This window comes from Pseudomonas sp. B12(2026) (genome assembly GCF_057767015.1).
Genome location: NZ_CM173430.1, coordinates 559,873 through 577,890 on the forward strand (window position 1 = coordinate 559,873; position 18,018 = coordinate 577,890).

Annotated in this window: 13 protein-coding genes; 3 read left to right on the plus strand and 10 right to left on the minus strand. The window is 65.8% G+C overall.

All coding sequences use genetic code 11. The annotated features are described in order from the left end of the window. Nucleotides 1–16 precede the first annotated feature (16 nt). The 4 genes from AC3B6A_RS02620 to rpsU all read right to left on the minus strand — a co-directional run bounded on the left by AC3B6A_RS02620 (nucleotide 17) and on the right by rpsU (nucleotide 8,203). Entirely contained in the window at nucleotides 17–3,751 is a 3,735-nt protein-coding gene (locus tag AC3B6A_RS02620) for a bifunctional diguanylate cyclase/phosphodiesterase (protein ID WP_488400799.1), read from the minus strand. A 106-nt stretch (nucleotides 3,752–3,857) separates the two neighbouring features. After that, nucleotides 3,858–5,711 carry an RNA polymerase sigma factor RpoD gene (gene rpoD, locus AC3B6A_RS02625; RefSeq protein WP_488400800.1) on the minus strand — a complete coding sequence of 618 codons (1,854 nt, stop codon included), beginning with the start codon at nucleotides 5,709–5,711 and terminating at the stop codon, nucleotides 3,858–3,860. A gap of 79 nt (nucleotides 5,712–5,790) precedes the next feature. After that, a complete protein-coding gene (dnaG, locus tag AC3B6A_RS02630; RefSeq protein ID WP_488400801.1) occupies nucleotides 5,791–7,788 on the minus strand; it encodes a DNA primase in 1,998 nt (665 codons plus the stop codon). A gap of 199 nt (nucleotides 7,789–7,987) precedes the next feature. After that, nucleotides 7,988–8,203, minus strand: a complete 216-nt coding sequence (gene rpsU / locus AC3B6A_RS02635; protein ID WP_003085057.1) for a 30S ribosomal protein S21 — start codon at nucleotides 8,201–8,203, stop codon at nucleotides 7,988–7,990. Between the two features lie 201 nt (nucleotides 8,204–8,404). Here rpsU and tsaD point away from each other — a divergent pair, with 201 nt between their 5' ends. Then, a complete protein-coding gene (gene tsaD / locus AC3B6A_RS02640) occupies nucleotides 8,405–9,430 on the plus strand; it encodes a tRNA (adenosine(37)-N6)-threonylcarbamoyltransferase complex transferase subunit TsaD (protein ID WP_488400802.1) in 1,026 nt (341 codons plus the stop codon). A 93-nt stretch (nucleotides 9,431–9,523) separates the two neighbouring features. Here the strand turns inward: tsaD and plsY are convergent, their stop codons facing one another. Beyond that, nucleotides 9,524–10,093, minus strand: a complete 570-nt coding sequence (gene plsY / locus AC3B6A_RS02645; RefSeq protein WP_488400803.1) for a glycerol-3-phosphate 1-O-acyltransferase PlsY — start codon at nucleotides 10,091–10,093, stop codon at nucleotides 9,524–9,526. Between the two features lie 80 nt (nucleotides 10,094–10,173). On the opposite strand from plsY, the gene folB reads away from it, so the two are divergent. Both folB and folK read left to right on the plus strand, forming a co-directional pair. Next, on the plus strand, nucleotides 10,174–10,527 hold the full coding sequence (folB, locus tag AC3B6A_RS02650) for a dihydroneopterin aldolase (protein ID WP_488400804.1): 354 nt from the start codon (nucleotides 10,174–10,176) through the stop codon (nucleotides 10,525–10,527). Next, nucleotides 10,518–11,054 (plus strand): 2-amino-4-hydroxy-6-hydroxymethyldihydropteridine diphosphokinase, encoded by a 537-nt coding sequence (gene folK, locus AC3B6A_RS02655; RefSeq protein WP_488400805.1) that lies wholly within the window; start codon nucleotides 10,518–10,520, stop codon nucleotides 11,052–11,054. The genes folB and folK overlap by 10 nt, the downstream gene beginning before the upstream one ends. A 112-nt stretch (nucleotides 11,055–11,166) precedes the next feature. Here folK and AC3B6A_RS02660 read toward each other — a convergent pair whose 3' ends face one another. The 5 genes from AC3B6A_RS02660 to AC3B6A_RS02680 form a co-directional block, all read right to left on the minus strand. Then, entirely contained in the window at nucleotides 11,167–12,396 is a 1,230-nt protein-coding gene (locus AC3B6A_RS02660) for a multifunctional CCA addition/repair protein (RefSeq protein ID WP_488400806.1), read from the minus strand. Between the two features lie 186 nt (nucleotides 12,397–12,582). Then, nucleotides 12,583–13,092 carry a DUF4136 domain-containing protein gene (locus tag AC3B6A_RS02665; protein ID WP_488403486.1) on the minus strand — a complete coding sequence of 170 codons (510 nt, stop codon included), beginning with the start codon at nucleotides 13,090–13,092 and terminating at the stop codon, nucleotides 12,583–12,585. A 59-nt stretch (nucleotides 13,093–13,151) separates the two neighbouring features. After that, complete coding sequence (locus AC3B6A_RS02670) at nucleotides 13,152–14,705, minus strand: SpoVR family protein (protein WP_488400807.1); 1,554 nt, start codon at nucleotides 14,703–14,705, stop codon at nucleotides 13,152–13,154. Further along, nucleotides 14,702–15,973 carry a YeaH/YhbH family protein gene (locus tag AC3B6A_RS02675; protein ID WP_488400808.1) on the minus strand — a complete coding sequence of 424 codons (1,272 nt, stop codon included), beginning with the start codon at nucleotides 15,971–15,973 and terminating at the stop codon, nucleotides 14,702–14,704. Before AC3B6A_RS02675 ends, AC3B6A_RS02670 begins: the two co-directional genes overlap by 4 nt. A 93-nt stretch (nucleotides 15,974–16,066) precedes the next feature. Further along, complete coding sequence (locus tag AC3B6A_RS02680; protein WP_488400809.1) at nucleotides 16,067–17,989, minus strand: PrkA family serine protein kinase; 1,923 nt, start codon at nucleotides 17,987–17,989, stop codon at nucleotides 16,067–16,069. Nucleotides 17,990–18,018 lie beyond the last annotated feature (29 nt).

Genomic DNA, 18,018 nt, shown 5'->3' on the forward strand with positions numbered 1-18,018 from the left:
CCAGAAGGCCGGCGGATTATACCGATGCGTTTTCCGTAGCGCCAACCGGGTTCAGCGGAGTGAGGAACCGGTTGGCGAAAGCGTCGGCCGGCAGCGGTGGGCTGAGGGCGTAGCCCTGGATCTGGTCGCAGCCCTCGGCTTCGAGGAAATGCTCCTGGGCCTGGTGTTCCACGCCTTCGGCGATCACGGTGAGGTTCATGCTGCGGCCCAGGGCGATGATGGCGCGGGCGATGGCGGCGTCGTGCGGGTCGTCCGGCAGGCCGTGGACGAAGGAGCGGTCGATCTTCAGGGTGTCCAACGGCAGCTGCTTGAGGTAGCTGAGGGACGAGTAGCCGGTGCCGAAGTCGTCGATGGCCAGCTGCACGCCGAGGTTCTTCAGGCCGTGCAGGATGGACAGGGCTTCCTCGGTCTGGTGCATGAGGAAGCTCTCGGTGATTTCCAGCTGCAGGCGCGAGGGCTGCAGGTGGTAGCGGGCGAGCAGGTCGCGGATGCGCTCGACCAGGTGGGTCTGGCGCAGTTGCGCGCCGGCGAGGTTGACCGAGAGCGGGCCGAAGGCCGCGTGGCTGTCCTGCCAGCGGCTCATCTGCCGGCAGGCTTCGCGCAGGACCCAGTCGCCCAGCGGCAGGATCAGGCCGTTTTCCTCGGCCAGCGGGATGAAGCGATCCGGGGAAATCGCGCCGAATTGCGGATGTTTCCAGCGGATCAGCGCTTCGGCGCCGACCAGTTCGCCGCTGCCCAGCGCCAGCTTGGGCTGGTAGTAGAGCTGCAGCTGGTCGCTTTCCAGGGCGCGGCGCAGTTCGTGTTCCAGGGCCATGCGTTCGGTGGCCTGGAAGGTGAGTTCGCGGGTGTAGAACTCGATGCGGTTACGGCCCTGGGCCTTGGCGCGGTACATCGCGGCGTCGGCGTTCTTCACCAGGGTGGCGACGTCGTTGCCGTCGCCGGGGTAGAGGCAGATGCCGATGCTGGCGCTGACGAAGAATTCCTGTTCGCCGGCGATGAATGCCGTTTCAAAGCAGTGCAGCAGCTTTTTCGCGACATGTTCGGCATCCACCGCCTGGTGCAGGCCGGGCAGCAGGATGATGAATTCGTCGCCGCCCTGGCGGGCCACGGTGTCGACGTCGCGCAGCTGATCGCGCAGGCGCTGGGCGATGGACTGCAGCAGCAGGTCGCCGACCGGGTGGCCGAGGCTGTCGTTGATGTGCTTGAAGCGGTCGAGGTCGAGGAACAGCACGGCGCCGTGGTGGTTGTCTTCCTGGGCTTCCCTGAGCGCGGTGGTCAGGCGGCTTTCGAAGAGCAGGCGGTTGGGCAGGCCGGTGAGCGGGTCGTGGTGGGCCTGGTAGTCGAGCTTGGCCTGGGCGTACTTGAGGGTGGAGATGTCGGCGAACACGCCGACGTAGTGCGACAGCTCGCCGTCGGCGTTGCGCACGGCGCTGATGGTCAGCCACTCGGGGTACAGCTCGTGGTTCTTGCGGCGGTTCCAGATTTCGCCCTGCCAGTGACCTTCGGCGTTGAGCTGGTGCCAGAGCGCGATGTAGAAGCTGCTGTCGTGCTGGCCGGAGGCGAGCAGGCGCGGCGAATGGCCGAGTGCTTCCTGTTCGCTGTAGCCGGTGATTTCGCTGAAGGCGCGGTTGACGGCGACGATGCGCTGGCTGGCGTCGGTGATCATCACGCCCTCGGCGGTGCTCTCGAACACGGTGGCGGCCAGTTGCAGCTTTTCCTGCATCTGCTGGCGCTCGGTGATGTCGCGGGCGATGGTCAGCAGGCAGTCGTCGCCGTCGATGGTGATGCGGTGGGCGGACAGTTCGCACAGGCGCAGGCTGCCGTCGTGGTTGCGGATCTGTACGGTGAAGTCCTGCACGCCGGACTCCCGGTCGACGGCCTTGAGCAGCCGCTCGCGGTCGGCGGGGTTGGCCCAGAGCCCGAGGCTCAGGGTGGAGCGCTGGGCCACGGCGTCGCGGCCGTAGCCGGTGATGCGGGTGAAGCCCTGGTTGATCTCCACCAGCCGCCCGTCGCTGACGCGGGTGATGAGCATGCCGTCGGGCGAGGCGTGGAAGGCTTTGGCGAATTTTTCCTCGGAGACGCGCAACTGCTCCTGGGTCTGCTTGACCTGGGTGATGTTGCGCACCACCACCACCAGTGCGGGGATGTCGTCGAGGACGATGTGCTGGGCCGACAGCAGGCCGGTGAAGAGGCTGCCGTCCCGGCGCCGGAGGGGGATTTCGATGTTGTCGAGATTCTGCCCCTGCAGGCGCGCAAGCATCGCCGGGCCCATGCCGGGTTCGCCCCAGATGCCCAGTTCGGTGGAGGTCTTGCCCTGCGCCTCGCTGGCGGGAATGCCGATCTGTTGTTCGAAGGTGCTGTTCACCGCCAGCAGCCTGCCGTCGCTGCGCCGGGCGAGGACGATGATGTCCGGGCAGTGGTGGAATACCGAGGCGAATTTCTGCTCGGACAGGCGCAGCGCCTGCTCGGTCTGCTTGGCCTCGGTGATGTCGATCATCAGGCCGCGCAGGATCAGGTCGTCGCCGTGGCGGATGAGGGTGACGATGTCGCGGATCCACACCACCCGGCCATCGGCGGCGAGCATGCGGTAGTCGAAGCTGTGGTTGTGCCCTGCGTGGCTCTCGCTCATGCAGTAGTCGACGGCCTGGGCGGCGTCGTCCGGGTGCAGGGTGCGCTGCCAGAAGCCGGGCTCCAGCCAGTCCTTGAGCGGGTAGCCGAGCAGCCGTTGGGCATGGGGGGAGACGTAGGTGAAGCGGTTTTCTGCCAGGCGCATTTCCCAGGCGATGGCCGTCAGGCTCTCGACCAGGCCGCGATAGTGCTGCTCGCTGTCGCGCAGGGCCTGTTCGAGCTTCTCCCGCCGCTGCACTTCGCCGCGCAGGCGGCGGTTCATGGTGATCAGCACCAGCACGGTGAAGCTGATCAGCAGGAGGACGGGGATGGTGATGCCGAGCATTTCGCGCCAGACCGGCCGCCTGTCGAGCAGGCCGCCTACCCAAGGCTCCCGCAGCGCCTCGACGTCTTCGGGTTTGAGCTCGGCGACCACCTTGTCGATGATGCCGGCGAGGATGGCCTGGTCCTTCGGCACCGCCATCGCCAGCTGGTAGCGGTAGGGCGTCTCACCGCTGATCTGCACGCCTTCGAGCTGGAGCTGGCGCAGGCTCCAGACGCTGGAAGCGAGGTCGCCGACGAAGGCGTCGACCTGTCCCGTGGCCAGTGCCTGCAGGCCGGCGGCGACGCTTGGCAATGGCAGCAGGCTGAGGTCGGGATGGTTGGCGGCCAGCAGCTCATGGGACGCGTAATGCTCGACCACGCCGACCTTCAGGCCGTAGAGGTCGGTGAGGTTGCGTGGCGACGGCCCGTCGTTGCGCGCGAGGATGACGATCGGGAAGTCGAGGTAGGGGCGGGTGAACGCGAGGTATGACAGGCGCTCCGGCGTGGCCATGAGGCCGGGGAGGAGGTCGATCCGCCCGTCACGGGCCTGCTGCAGGACTTCGCTCCAGGTGGCGGGCTGTACCGGTTCCAGCTGGACGTTCAGGCGCTGGCCGATGAGCTTGGCGTAGCTGGCGGCCAGCCCCTGGTAGTGGCCGTCGTTGTCGCGGAATTCGAAGGGAGGCCAGGAGGTGTCGACGCCCAGGCGCAGGCTCGGATGCTCCTGCAGCCAGCGCTGCTCTTCAGGCGACAGGCCCAGGGCGAGCGCCTGCCCGGCCCAGAATGCCAGGCACCACAGTAGAACTGCCTGCAGACGCGGCATGAAGAGCCTCATTCCTGGGGGGGGATTACGCCAGAGTGTAGACGTGGCACTTTGCCCAGTGAAAGGCCCCAAAGAAAAACCCCCGGCTCGGGCCGGGGGTTCTTCGTCACTCGTCGAGGAAGGAGCGCAGGTGCTCGCTTCGCGACGGGTGGCGCAGCTTGCGCAGCGCCTTGGCTTCGATCTGGCGGATACGCTCGCGAGTCACATCGAACTGCTTGCCGACTTCCTCGAGGGTGTGGTCGGTGTTCATGTCGATGCCGAAGCGCATGCGCAGGACCTTGGCTTCGCGAGCGGTGAGGCCGGCGAGGACTTCGCGGGTGGCTTCCTTGAGGCTCTCGCTGGTCGCCACTTCGATCGGCGACTGCATGGTGGAGTCCTCGATGAAGTCGCCCAGGTGCGAATCTTCGTCGTCACCGATCGGCGTTTCCATGGAGATCGGTTCCTTGGCGATCTTCAGGACCTTGCGGATCTTGTCTTCCGGCATGTCCATGCGTTCGCCCAGCTCTTCCGGAGTCGGCTCGCGGCCCATCTCCTGCAGCATCTGGCGGGAGATGCGGTTGAGCTTGTTGATGGTCTCGATCATGTGCACCGGGATACGGATGGTGCGTGCCTGGTCGGCGATCGAGCGGGTGATCGCCTGGCGGATCCACCAGGTGGCGTAGGTCGAGAACTTGTAGCCGCGGCGGTATTCGAACTTGTCCACCGCCTTCATCAGGCCGATGTTGCCTTCCTGGATCAGGTCGAGGAACTGCAGGCCGCGGTTGGTGTACTTCTTGGCGATGGAGATCACCAGGCGCAGGTTCGCCTCGACCATTTCCTTCTTGGCGCGGCGGGCTTTCGCCTCGCCGATGGACATGGCGCGGTTGACGTCCTTGATCTCGGCGACGTTCAGCTGGACTTCGCTTTCCAGGTCGGCCAGCTTCTGCTGGTTGCGCTGGATGTCGGCCTTCAGGCGCTCGATGGCCTCGGCGTACTTGGGCTTGCCCTTGAGCACGCTGTCGACCCAGCCGGCGTCGACTTCATTGCCCGGGAACTGGCGCAGGAAGTCGGCACGCGGCATGCGCGCGTCACGCACGCACAGCTGCATGATGGCGCGTTCCTGCTGGCGCACGCGGTCCAGCGAGTCGCGGACCTTGGCGACCAGCGCGTCGAACTGCTTGGGCACCAGCTTGATCGGCATGAACAGCTCGGCCAGGGCGAGCATTTCCTCGTTGGCCTGCTTGCTGCCGCGGCCGTGTTTCTTCAGGGCCTTCTTGGTCTTGTCCAGCTGGTCGGAGACGGAGCCGAAACGACGGGCGGCTTCTTCCGGGTCCGGACCGCCATCGCCTTCGTCGTCGTCGGAGCTTTCGCCGTCGGCTTCTTCGTCCTCGTCATCCTTTTCCTTGGATTCGGCGCTGTCGTCCTTCAGGCCGACGGGCTCGACTTCCTCGGCCGGCAGGCTGCCGTCATCGGGGTCGATGTAGCCGCTCAGGATGTCGGACAGGCGGCCGCCTTCGGCGACCACGCGGCCGTATTCCGCCAGGATGCCGTCCACCGCGCCGGGGAACTGGGCGATGGCGCTCATGACCTCGCGGATGCCTTCCTCGATGCGCTTGGCGATTTCGATCTCGCCTTCGCGGGTCAGCAGTTCCACGGTACCCATTTCGCGCATGTACATGCGCACCGGGTCGGTGGTGCGGCCGACATCGCTCTCCACTGCGGCCAGGGCGGCGGCGGCCTCTTCGGCGGCGGCTTCGTCGGTATCGGTTTCCGCCAGCAACAGGGCATCCGCATCCGGGGCTGTCTCGAATACGTTGATCCCCATGTCGTTGATCATGCGGATGATGTCTTCTACCTGTTCCGGATCGGAGATATCCTCCGGCAGGTGGTCGTTGACCTCCGCGTAAGTCAGGTAGCCCTGCTCACGACCACGGGTGATCAACTCTTTGAGACGAGATTGCTGTTGCGCTTTTCCGGACATAACACCCTATCCACTGAAGGTCTTGGCGGGCTGAAATTAAGCCGAGGATTATACCAGATTCGAGGCTTCAGGCGCCAGTTCAGCTCTGGGGGCCTGCTGAAGAGGGGGTGCTGAAGTGCTCCCGCAATAACGCCTTCTCTTCGTCAGTCAGTTCACTGGGGCTCTTCTGCATCACGCTGCGCAGGCGCGCCTCACGGCTCGTACGCAGTTGGCTGTGAGCAAGTGTAGTAATGGTGTCGAAGAACTGCTTTTCAAGATTGTCCTGGCCGATCAGCCATTCCTTTTCCGCGAGGGCCTGCAGCAGGCGTCCTTGCGGGGTTCCGTGCCAGCGCGCGATCAGTTGCATCGAGCGCTGGCTGGGGTTCTTCTGCAGCGCCTCGACCAGTGCCGCCAGTAGTTGCGAGTAAGTCTGGCCTTCGTTGGCGAAATGGCTGGCATCCTCGACCTTCTGCGCCAGTTGCGGATGGTGCAGCAGGGTCCGCAGGGCGGTCAGGGTCGGTGATTCGACGCTGATCTCGGTGCGCGGCTGGCGCGGCACGAAGTCGCCTTTCCGTCCTTTGCCATCCCACTTGCGCTCGCCTTTCCACTGCTTCTTGCCCGGTTTGCCGCCGGCGTTTGCGCCGGAAAACTCCGCCGGCGCTTCGAAGTAGCTCGATGCATCCGGATAGTGGCTCTCGCCGTGGTCGGCGAACTGGCCCATGTCGTAGTCGGCGTATTCGTGGGCGTGCTGCTCCGGGGCGTGCGACGGCGCGGCGGCGGAGTGGCCGGCGCGCGGCGCGCTGATCTGGTTCAGCGCATCGCCGGAAAGACCGGTGATCTCGCCCAGGCGCTGGCGCATCAGCAGGCGCAGGGTGTTGCCGGGAATCTTCTCCAGCAGCGGCCCGGCCAGGGTCGCCAGGTGCGCCTTGCCTTCCAGCGTGCTGGGGTCGGCCTCCTGGGTCAGTTGCTGGAAGAAGTAGTCGGCCAGCGGCTGGGCCTGGTGGGCGAGACGGGCGCGGAACGCGTCCGGGCCTTCGGCGCGCACCAGGCTGTCCGGGTCTTCGCCTTCGGGGAGAAACAGGAAGCGCACCTTGCGCCCGTCCTGCAGGTTCGGCAGCGCCGATTCCAGCGCGCGCCAAGCGGCGTTGCGGCCGGCCTGGTCGCCGTCGAAGCAGAACAGGATGTTCGGCACGATGCGGAACAGGCGCTTGATGTGCTCCTCGCTGGTGGCCGTGCCCAGGGTCGCCACCGCGTTGCGGATGCCCTGCTGCGCGAGGGCGATGACGTCCATGTAGCCTTCGACGACCATGATCTCGTCGAGGTCGCGGTTGTTCTTCCGCGCCTCGAACAGGCCGTAGAGCTCCTGGCCCTTGTGGAAGACCGGGGTTTCCGGCGAGTTCAGGTATTTCGGCTTGTCGTCGCCCAGCACCCGGCCGCCGAAGGCGATCACCCGCCCGCGGCTGTCGCGGATGGGGAAGATCACCCGGTCGCGGAAGCGGTCGTAGCGCTTGCCGCTGTCGGGGTTTTCCACCAGCAGGCCGGCGTCGAGCATGGCCTTGAGCTGCAGGTTGTCGCCGCCCAGGTTCTTCAGCAGGTTGTCCCAGCCCGGCGGAGCGAAGCCCAGGCCGAAGTCGCGGGCGATCTCGCCGGTCAGGCCGCGGCCCTTGAGGTACACCACGGCGGCCTTGCGCGCCGGGTGGCTCTTGAGCGCCTGGCGGTAGAACTCGGCGGCGGCGCTGAGCAGCGGGTAGAGCGGCGAGTCGGTCGGTTGCCGCGGCTTGCCGCCGCGCCGGCCGTCCTCGCGGGGCACGTCCATGCCGGCGCGCTTGGCCAGCTCCTCGACCGCCTGGGGGAAGTCCAGCTGGTCGTGGTCCATGATGAAACCGAGCGCGTTGCCGCCGGCGCCGCAGCCGAAGCAGTAGTAGAACTGCTTGTCCGGGCTGACGGTGAAGGAGGGGGTCTTCTCCTTGTGGAACGGGCAGCAGGCGCTGTAGTTCTTGCCGGTCTTCTTCAGCTGGATGCGCGAACTCACCACATCGAGGATATCGGTGCGGTTGAGCAGGTCATCGATGAAGGATTGTGGAATCAGGCCGGCCATAGACTCATCGGGACGCAAGGTGGACCCAAGCATAGCGCCCGGCGGCGAAACCGTGGGCGAGGCTTGAATCTAAGCATGGGGCTTGAAAAGCAAAAACTCCGAAGTTCGCGACTGCGAATCGGAGTGGTCGTGCCTTGTCAGGCACTCGCCCGGCGAGTGGGCCGGGCGATGCGGAAAGCGTGCGGCGTGGCGCTGTAACTCAGTACAGGCGCTCGCGGCGGCGCTGCTCGCGCTGCACTTTCTTGGCGTGACGCTTGACAGCGGCAGCGGCCTTGCGCTTGCGCTCGGCGGTCGGCTTTTCGTAGAACTCGCGGCTACGGACTTCGGCCAGTACGCCTGCTTTTTCGCAGGAGCGCTTGAAACGACGCAGGGCTACGTCGAAGGGTTCGTTCTCTTTAACTTTGACGGCGGGCATCCAGGTCGTACCTTCAATGATTACCGGGGGTTTATCGCGCTCCTGACAGTTGGTTCGGGAGTCGGCGGTTTTCAAGGGTTGCGGATATTAAACGTTCGAGCGGAGGAATGCAAAGCCTCCGATCGAAAAGCGCTGGTCCGAAGCCAAGCCGCCGATTATGATGCGCGCCTTCAAATTTGCCCAGAGTAAAGGCTCAAACCCATGCGAGTGCTGGGGTTGGAAACCTCCTGCGACGAAACCGGCGTCGCACTTTACGACAGCGAAAAGGGCCTGCTGGCCGACGCGCTGTTCAGTCAGATCGACCTGCACCGCGTGTACGGCGGCGTGGTCCCCGAGCTGGCCTCCCGCGACCACGTCAAGCGCATGCTGCCGCTGATCCGCCAGGTGCTGGACGAGTCCGGCTGCACCGCCGAAGACATCGACGCCATCGCCTACACCGCGGGTCCCGGCCTGGTGGGCGCGCTGCTGGTCGGCGCTTCCTGCGCCCAGGCCATGGCGTTCGCCTGGGGTGTGCCGGCCGTCGGCGTGCACCACATGGAAGGCCATCTGCTGGCGCCGATGCTGGAAGAGCAGCCGCCGAAGTTTCCGTTCGTCGCCTTGTTGGTTTCCGGTGGCCATACCCAGCTGGTCCGGGTCGATGGCATCGGTCGTTACCAACTGCTCGGCGAGTCGGTGGACGACGCCGCCGGCGAAGCCTTCGACAAGACCGCCAAGCTGCTCGGCCTGGGCTATCCCGGTGGTCCGGAGATCGCTCGCCTGGCCGAGCGCGGCAGCGCCGGCCGCTTCGTCTTCCCGCGGCCGATGACCGACCGTCCCGGCCTGGATTTCAGCTTCAGCGGCCTCAAGACCTTCGCCCTGAACACCTGGCAGCGTTGCGTCGCCGAAGGTGACGACAGCGAGCAGACCCGCTGCGACGTCGCCCTGGCGTTCCAGACCGCCGTGGTGGAAACCCTGACCATCAAGTGCCGCCGCGCGCTCAAGCAGACGCACCTGAAGAGCCTGGTGATCGCCGGCGGCGTGAGCGCCAACCAGGCGCTGCGCCAGCATCTGGAAAAGATGCTCGGCGAGATGAAGGGCCAGGTGTTCTACGCCCGCCCGCGCTTCTGCACCGATAACGGCGCGATGATCGCCTATGCTGGCTGCCAACGGTTGCTGGCGGGGCAGCAGGATGGCCCGTCGATTGGCGTGCAGGCGCGTTGGCCAATGGAATCGCTGCCGGCGGTCTGATAATGAAGCTGCAAACGACGCGGCGCATGCTCCGAGCGGCATGGGCCGTTTTTTCGCTTGCAGCGCGGTGCGCGGGCCGGGAAGCTCGCGGCCCTAGAAGTGACGTTCGCGTCCGGCGATGAGATCGCGCAGGTTGCTGCGGTGGCGCCAGACGATCAGGCCGGTGAGCACGGTCATCGGCAGCAGCGCGGAAGGCTCCTGCCAGGCCAGCAGCGGCAGGGTCAGCGGCGTGGCGACCAGGGCGGCGAGCGAGCTGGTGCGCGACAGCTTGAAGGTGACCAGCCAGGCCGCGACGGCGAGCAGCGCGGCGGGCGGGTAGAGCGCCAGCAGCATGCCGGCGGCGGTGGCGACGCCCTTGCCGCCGCGGAAGTTGAAGTACAGCGGGTAGAGGTGGCCGATCACCGCCGCCAGTCCGACCCAGGCCTGCTGCACGTCGGACAGGCCGATCAGGCGGGCGGCGAGGACCGGGATCAGCCCCTTGGCGAGATCGCCGAGCAGGGTGAGGATCGCGAGTTTCCTGCCGGCCAGGCGCAGCATGTTGGTGGCGCCGGGGTTGCCCGAGCCGCTGTCGCGTGGGTCGGCGGTGCCGAACAGGCGACTGAGGAGTACCGCGAAGGACAGTGATCCGAGCAGGTAGGCGAGGAACGCCAAGAACCAGAACATGGTTTCCACCGGAGACGAGGTCGTTTCCGATTCTAACGGGGTGCCGGCCGATTGTCGTGTCGCCTTGGAGCATGCAGTCAGTGGACAGAGTTTTCATCGAGGGGCTGGAAGTGGACACCGTGATCGGCGTCTACGACTGGGAGCGGGGTATCCGGCAGTGCCTGCGCCTGGACCTGACGCTGGGCTGGGACAACCGCCCGGCGGCGGCCGACGACGACATCGCCAAGGCCCTGGACTACGCCGTGCTCTCCGAGCGGGTCATCGCTTTCGCCCGCGCCGCGCATTTCCAGTTGGTGGAAACCTTCGCCGAACGCCTCGCTGAATTGCTGATGGCGGAGTTCGGCATCCCGTGGCTGCGCCTGAAAGTCACCAAGCCGGGCGCCGTCGCAGCGGCCGTCGGCGTGGGTGTGGAGATCGAACGCGGATGTCGCTGACAACGGTCTACCTGGGCCTGGGGAGCAATTTCGAGCGCGAGCGCCATCTGCTCGCCGGGCTCGAGGCGCTGGACGGCTTCCTCGAGGATATCCATTGCTCGCCGGTGTTCGAGAGCGAGCCGGTGGGCATTCGCAGCGGTCCCTTCTACAACTTCGTCATCGTCGCGCGCACCTCGCTGCCGCTGGCGGAGCTGAGCCTGCGGCTGAAGCACATCGAGGCGGACAACGGCCGCTATGCGCCGGAGCGCAAGGGGCTGCCGCTGGATATCGACGTGCTGCTCTACGGCGACCTGCACGGTGAGTTCGACGGCCTGACGCTGCCGCGTGCCGAGGTGCTGAAGAACGCTTTCGTGCTCTGGCCCCTGTCGCTGCTGGCGCCGCAGCTGAAGCACCCGGGTGCCCGGCGCTCGTTCGCCGAACTGTGGGCGGATGCGCGGATCGGGCAGAAGCTCTGGCCGGTGCCCTTCCAGTGGCGCGGTGTGGAGCTGACGCCGGTGGCGTTGCTCGAGGCGCATCCGGCGGCTTGAGCTGATATCGGTGCCCTCCCGGGGCACCGAACCGTAGGAGCGGACTTCGTCCGCGATCCGCGCGGCATGGGGCTCATCGCGGACAAGGTCCGCTCCCACGAGAGCCTGTCCCTCAGCCTGTGTGACTTTCCTTGTAGGCCTTCAGGGCCGTCAGGCGCTCGCGCTTGAGCGCTTCGCCCAGTTCGGCGCCCTTGTATCCCTTTTCCAGCAGCGGCTGCACGGCGACCGCGCGGGCGGCCTGCACCGCGCCGCGCAGGTAGTCCGCCTGCGGGTAGATGCGATCCTCCAGCCCGAGGCGGCCGCGGGCGTCCATTTCGCTGGCGGCGATAAACTCCTCGAAGCGCTGCGGCCGGCGGTAGACGTCGAAGGCCTGCAGCAGCTCCAGGAGGGTGCTTGGCCGCAGCTCCAGCGCGCGGTGGCAGTGGGTGTGGTACTCGCCGACCAGCCGCGCCAGTTCCTGGCATTCGCGCGGGACCTTGAAGCGCGCGTTGATCGCGTCGATCAGCGGCAGGCCGAGGTGCTCGTGGGCGTGGTGTTTCGGCCATTCCTCCCGGCGCGTCCTGCCCTTGCCCACGTCGTGCACCAGGCAGGCCCAGCGCACGCTCAGCGGCTGGTCGTGTCCGGCGCACTGGCGCAGCACGGCCAGCACGTGCTCGCCGGTATCCACTTCCGGATGGTGCGCGGGCGGTTGCGGCACGCCGAACAGCGCGTCGACTTCCGGCATCAGCACGGCCAGGGCGCCGCAGTCGCGCAGGACCTGGATGAACACGTCCGGGCGCGGCTCCATCAGGGCGCGGGAGATTTCCTTCCAGCTGCGTTCGGCGGTCAGCGCTTCCAGTTCGCCGGATTCGGACAGCTCGCGCATCAGCGCCAGGGTTTCCGGCGCCACGGCAAAGCCCAGCGGCGCGTAGCGGGCGGCGAAGCGGGCGACGCGCAGCACGCGCAGCGGGTCTTCGGCGAAGGCGGGGGAGACGTGGCGCAGCAGCCGGGCGTCGAGGTCCTGCCGGCCGCCGTAGGGGTCGAACACCTTGCCCTGTTCGTCCTCGGCCATGGCGTTGATGGTCAGGTCGCGGCGGATCAGGTCTTCTTCGAGGCTGACGTCGGGGCTGGCGTGGAAGGTGAAGCCGCCGTAGCCGCGGCCGCTTTTCCGTTCGGTGCGCGCCAGGGCGTATTCCTCGCCGGTCTTCGGGTGGAGGAATACCGGGAAGTCGGCGCCGACGGGGCGGTAGCCCTGGGCGAGCATTTCGTCGGCGGTGGCGCCGACCACCACCCAGTCGGTGTCGCTGAAGGGCCGGCCGAGCAGGCGGTCGCGCACGGCGCCGCCCACTTTGTAGATCTGCATGAAGCTGTCTCCTGTTCTGGGGATAGCTTCGGGGTTTGGCGGGGGAGGTTCAAGCGTGGCGCTGTGGCGGTTCGCGAGCAAGCTCGCCCCTACAGGTGCGGTGGGAGCCTGCGCAGGAGCGGACCTTGTCCGCGATGGGCTCTACAGCGGGGATTATCGCGGACAAGGTCCGCTTCTACGGGGGTGTCATGGTGCGGCGGCGGGGAGCTGTTTCAGCAGGGCATCGATGGCGTCCTGCAGCAGCGCCTCGCTGGCGTGGGCCGGGCTCAGGCCGGTGCTGACGGTGCCTTCCCAGAGCGTCTGGCCCTGCGTGTCGGTCAGCCGCAGGCGCAGGGTGCCGGTTTCGTCGCGCAGGCGGTGGATGGCGAGGTAGGGGCCGAGCGGGTTGGGCGGCGGGGTGTCGACCTTGAACTCCAGCGGGGCGTCCTGCAGCGCCAGCCAGTAGTAGACGCGGAGCTGCGGCGTGGCGCTTTCCCGGTAGCCGCGCTCGATCAGGCCCTGGCGCAGCCGGGCGTTGATCAGCGGGTAGCGGTTGCGGTAGGGCAGGGCGTCGACGGCGTTTTCCGGCGGCATCAGCTGGAAGTCGCGCAGGCCCGCCAGCCGTGTGTCGGCCGGGTGGATGACCTGGGGCCTCGGCTGCGGGCTGGTGCAGGTGGCGACGGCGAGGCAGAGCAGCAGGATGGCGAACAGGCGCATGGCGATCTCCAGGGGGAGTCTCGCCATGCTGGAAGCGGCCCGGCGTACCGGTCAACCGATCAAATGGGTGGGATGATCAGGTCGAGCCGCGGGTAGCCCTCCTCGCTGTCACGTTCACCCTTTGGGGGCATGTGGAAGGTGTTGACCAGGTTGTCGCCCTGCAGGGTCTCCAGGTGGATGTCGAAGCCCCACAGGCGGTGCAGGTGCTTGAGCACGTCGTCGGTGGACTCGCCCAGCGGTTTGCGGTCGTGCTGCTGGTGGCGCAGGGTCAGCGAGCGGTCGCCGCGGCGGTCGACGTCCCAGATCTGGATGTTCGGCTCGCGGTTGCCGAGGTTGTACTGCGCGGCCAGGGTTTCGCGGATCTTGCGGTAGCCGTCGTCGTCGTGGATGGCGTCGACCAGCAGGTCGTCCTTCTGGTCGTCGTCGAGGATGCTGAACAGCTTGAACTCGCGGATCACCTTGGGCGAGAGGAACTGCAGGACGAAGCTCTCGTCCTTGAAGCTCTTCATGGCGAATTTCAGGGTGGCCAGCCAGTCGCTGCCGGCGATGTCGGGGAACCAGCGCTTGTCTTCCTCGGTGGGTTCCTCGCAGATGCGGCGGATGTCGCGGTACATGGCGAAGCCCAGGGCGTAGGGGTTGATGCCGCTGTAGTAGGGGCTGTCGAAGCCGGGCTGGTAGACCACGCTGGTGTGGTACTGGAGGAATTCCATCATGAAGCCGTCGCTGACCAGGCCCTCGTCGTAGAGGTCGTTGACCAGGGTGTAGTGCCAGAAGGTCGCCCAGCCTTCGTTCATCACCTGAGTCTGGCGCTGCGGGTAGAAGTACTGCGCGACCTTGCGCACGATGCGCACCACTTCGCGCTGCCAGGGCTCCAGCAGCGGCGCGTTCTTCTCGATGAAGTAGAGGATGTTCTCCTGCGGCTCGCTGGGGTAGCGGGCCATGGAATGTTCCTTGTCCTTGCCGGCGGCCTTGGGAATGGTCCGCCAGAGGTCGTTGACCTGGCGCTGGATCTGCTCCTCGCGTTCCTTCTGGCGCTGCCGCTCCTCCTCGGCGGAGATCGGGTAGGGCCGCTTGTAGCGGTCCACGCCGTAGTTCATCAGGGCGTGGCAGGAGTCCAGCAGGTCTTCCACGGCGTCGATGCCGTAGCGTTCCTCGCACTGGCTGATGTAGGACTTGGCGAACACCAGGTAGTCGATGATCGAGCTGGCGTCGGTCCAGGTGCGGAACAGGTAGTTGCCCTTGAAGAAGCTGTTGTGCCCGTAGCAGGCGTGGGCGATCACCAGCGCCTGCATGCACTGGGTGTTCTCCTCCATCAGGTAGGCGATGCACGGGTCGGAGTTGATCACGATCTCGTAGGCCAGGCCCATCTGGCCGCGCTTGTAGTTCTTTTCCGTGCTGAGGAAGTGCTTCCCATAGGACCAGTGGTTGTAGCCGATGGGCATGCCGACGGAGGCGTAGGCGTCCATCATCTGCTCGGCGGTGATCACCTCGATCTGGTTGGGGTAGGTATCCAGCGCATAGCGCTCGGCGAGCCGGCCGATTTCGCGGTCGTACTGCCGGATCAGCTCGAAGGTCCACTCCGAGCCGGTGGCGATCGGCTGACGCTTGCTCATGCGACGAGCCTCCTCTGGAACAGCTCGCGGAATACCGGGTAGATGTCCGAGCTGGAGACGATCTGCTGCTGGGCGAAGCTGTCTTCGTAGGCTTCGCGGATCTTCTCGTACTCGAACCACAGCGCCTGGTGTTCGCGCGGGGTGATCTCGACGTAGGTGTAGTACTGCACGAACGGCATGATCTGTTTCAACAGGATATCGCGGCAGACCGGCGAGTCGTCGTTCCAGTTGTCGCCATCCGAGGCCTGGGCGGCGTAGATGTTCCACTCGTTGGTGGGGTAGCGCTCGGCCATCACTTCCTGCATCAGCTTGAGCGCGCTGGAGACGATGGTGCCGCCGGTTTCGCGGGAGTAGAAGAACTCTTCCTCGTCCACCTCGCGGGCGCTGGTGTGGTGGCGGATGAACACCACCTCGATCTTCTCGTAGTTCCGCTTGAGGAACAGGTAGAGCAGGATGAAGAAGCGCTTGGCGATGTCCTTGGTGGCCTGGGTCATCGAGCCGGAGACGTCCATCAGGCAGAACATCACGGCCTTGGAGGTCGGGTTGGGCTGCTTGACCAGCAGGTTGTACTTGAGGTCGAAGGTGTCGAGGAAGGGTATCCGGTCGATGCGCGCGCGCAGCTTGGCGATTTCCAGCTCCAGCGCCTGGATGTCGCCCAGGTTGTCCGGCTCCTCGCGTTTCAGGCGGTCCAGTTCGGCCAGCGCCGCGCGCAGCTTGCCGCGGGTCGAGCCGGACAGGGCGATGCGCCGCGCGTGGGCCGAGCGCAGGGTGCGCACGATGTTGATGCGCGAGGGGTTGCCTTCGTTGCTGATGCCGGCGCGCACGGTCTTGAAGGTGTCGCTGCCGGTGAGATGGCGCTTGACCAGATTGGGCAGCTCCAGGTCCTCGAACATGAAGTCGAGGAACTCCTCCTGGGTGATCTGGAAGACGAAGTCGTCCATCCCCTCGCCCTGGTTGCTCGCCTTGCCGCCGCCGCGCCCACCGCCGCCGCCCTGGGGCCGCGGGATGTGCTCGCCGGAGGTGAACTCCTTGTTGCCGGGGTGGACGATCGTCTGCCGGCCGCCGCGGCCATGGTGCAGCACCGGCTCGTCGATATCGCGGCCGGGAATGCTGATCTGCTCACCATGCTCCATGTCGGTGATGGAACGGCGGCTGACCGCCTCTTCCACCGCCTTCTTGATGTGCTCACGGTAACGCCGCAGGAAGCGCTGGCGATTCACCGTGCTCTTGTTCTTGCCGTTCAGACGCCGGTCGATGACGTAGCTCATGAGTGCTCCTCAGGGCCTGTTGCGCGGCGGCGGAACCGCCGCGGACCCGACGGCAACCGGCGCGGCGGGGAATCCCACCGCGCCGATGGCAGACTACTGCGACTTACGGACCCGCAGATACCATTCCGACAGCAGGCGTACCTGCTTCTCGGTGTAGCCGCGCTCGACCATGCGTTTGACGAAGTCGTTGTGCTTCTGCTGATCCTCCTTGCTCGCCTTGGCGTTGAAGCTGATGACCGGCAGCAGGTCCTCGGTGTTGGAGAACATTTTCTTCTCGATCACCACGCGCAGCTTCTCGTACGACAGCCAGCTGGGGTTCTTGCCATTGTTGCCGGCGCGGGCACGCAGCACGAAGTTGACGATCTCGTTGCGGAAATCCTTCGGGTTGCTGATGCCGGCCGGTTTCTCGATCTTCTCCAGTTCCTCGTTGAGGGCGGCGCGGTTGAGGATCTCGCCGGTTTCCGGGTCGCGGTATTCCTGGTCCTGGATCCAGAAGTCGGCGTACAGCACGTAGCGGTCGAAGATGTTCTGGCCGTATTCGCTGTAGGACTCCAGGTACGCGGTCTGGATTTCCTTGCCGATGAATTCGACGTAGCGCGGCGCCAGGTATTCCTTGAGGAAGCGCAGGTAGCGCTCGCGGGTTTCCGGCGGGAACTGTTCCTGCTCGATCTGCTGCTCCAGCACATAGAGCAGATGGACCGGGTTGGCGGCGACTTCATGCGGGTCGAAGTTGAACACCTTCGACAGGATCTTGAAGGCGAAGCGGGTGGAAAGCCCGGCCATGCCCTCGTCGACCCCCGCGGCGTCGCGGTATTCCTGGATGGACTTGGCCTTGGGATCGGTGTCCTTGAGGTTCTCCCCGTCGTAGACGCGCATCTTCGAGTAGATGTTGGAGTTTTCCGGCTCCTTCAGGCGCGACAGCACGGAGAACTGCGAGAGCATCTTCAGGGTGTCCGGCGCGCAGTGGGCGTGCGCCAGCGAACTGTTGATCAGCAGCTTGTCGTAGATCTTGATCTCGTCGGTGACGCGCAGGCAGTACGGCACCTTGACGATGTAGATGCGGTCGATGAAGGCCTCGTTGTTCTTGTTGTTGCGGAAGCTGTGCCACTCCGACTCGTTGGAGTGGGCGAGGATGATGCCGCTGTAGGGCAGCGAACCGAGGCCCTCGGTGCTGTTGTAGTTGCCCTCCTGGGTGGCGGTGAGCAAGGGGTGCAGGACCTTGATCGGCGCCTTGAACATCTCGACGAATTCCATCAGGCCCTGGTTGGCCCGGCACAGCGCGCCCGAGTAGCTGTAGGCGTCGGCGTCGTTCTGCGGGAATTCTTCCAGCTTGCGGATATCCACCTTGCCGACCAGCGCGGAGATGTCCTGGTTGTTCTCGTCGCCCGGTTCGGTCTTGGCGATGGCGATCTGGTTGAGGATCGAGGGATGCAGTTTGACCACACGGAACTGGCTGATGTCGCCGCCGTACTCGTTCAGGCGCTTGGTCGCCCAGGGCGACATCACCGAGCGCAGGTAGCGCCGGGGAATCCCGTAGTCCTCTTCGAGGATGGCGCCGTCCTCGTCCGGGTTGAACAGCCCAAGGGGCGACTCGAACACCGGCGAGCCCTTGATGGCGTAGAAGGGCACGTGCTCCATCAGCTGCTTGAGCTTCTCGGCCAGCGAGGACTTGCCGCCGCCGACCGGGCCGAGGAGGTAAAGAATCTGTTTCTTCTCTTCCAGGCCCTGGGCCGCGTGGCGGAAGAAGGCAACGATCTGGTCGATGCACTCTTCCATGCCGTGGAAGTCGGCGAAGGCCGGGTAGCGGCGGATCACCTTGTTGGAGAAGATCCGCGACAGGCGGGAATCGACGGACGTGTCGAGTAGCTCGGGCTCACCGATGGCCATCAGTAACCGTTCGGCGGCGGTGGCGTAGGCGGTCTTGTCCTGCTTGCAGAGGTCCAGGTACTCCTGCAGGGAGTACTCTTCTTGACGGGTCGCTTCGAAGCGTTCCTGGAAGTGACTGAAAATGCTCATGACGTCTCCTCGCTCGATGCATGGAGCCG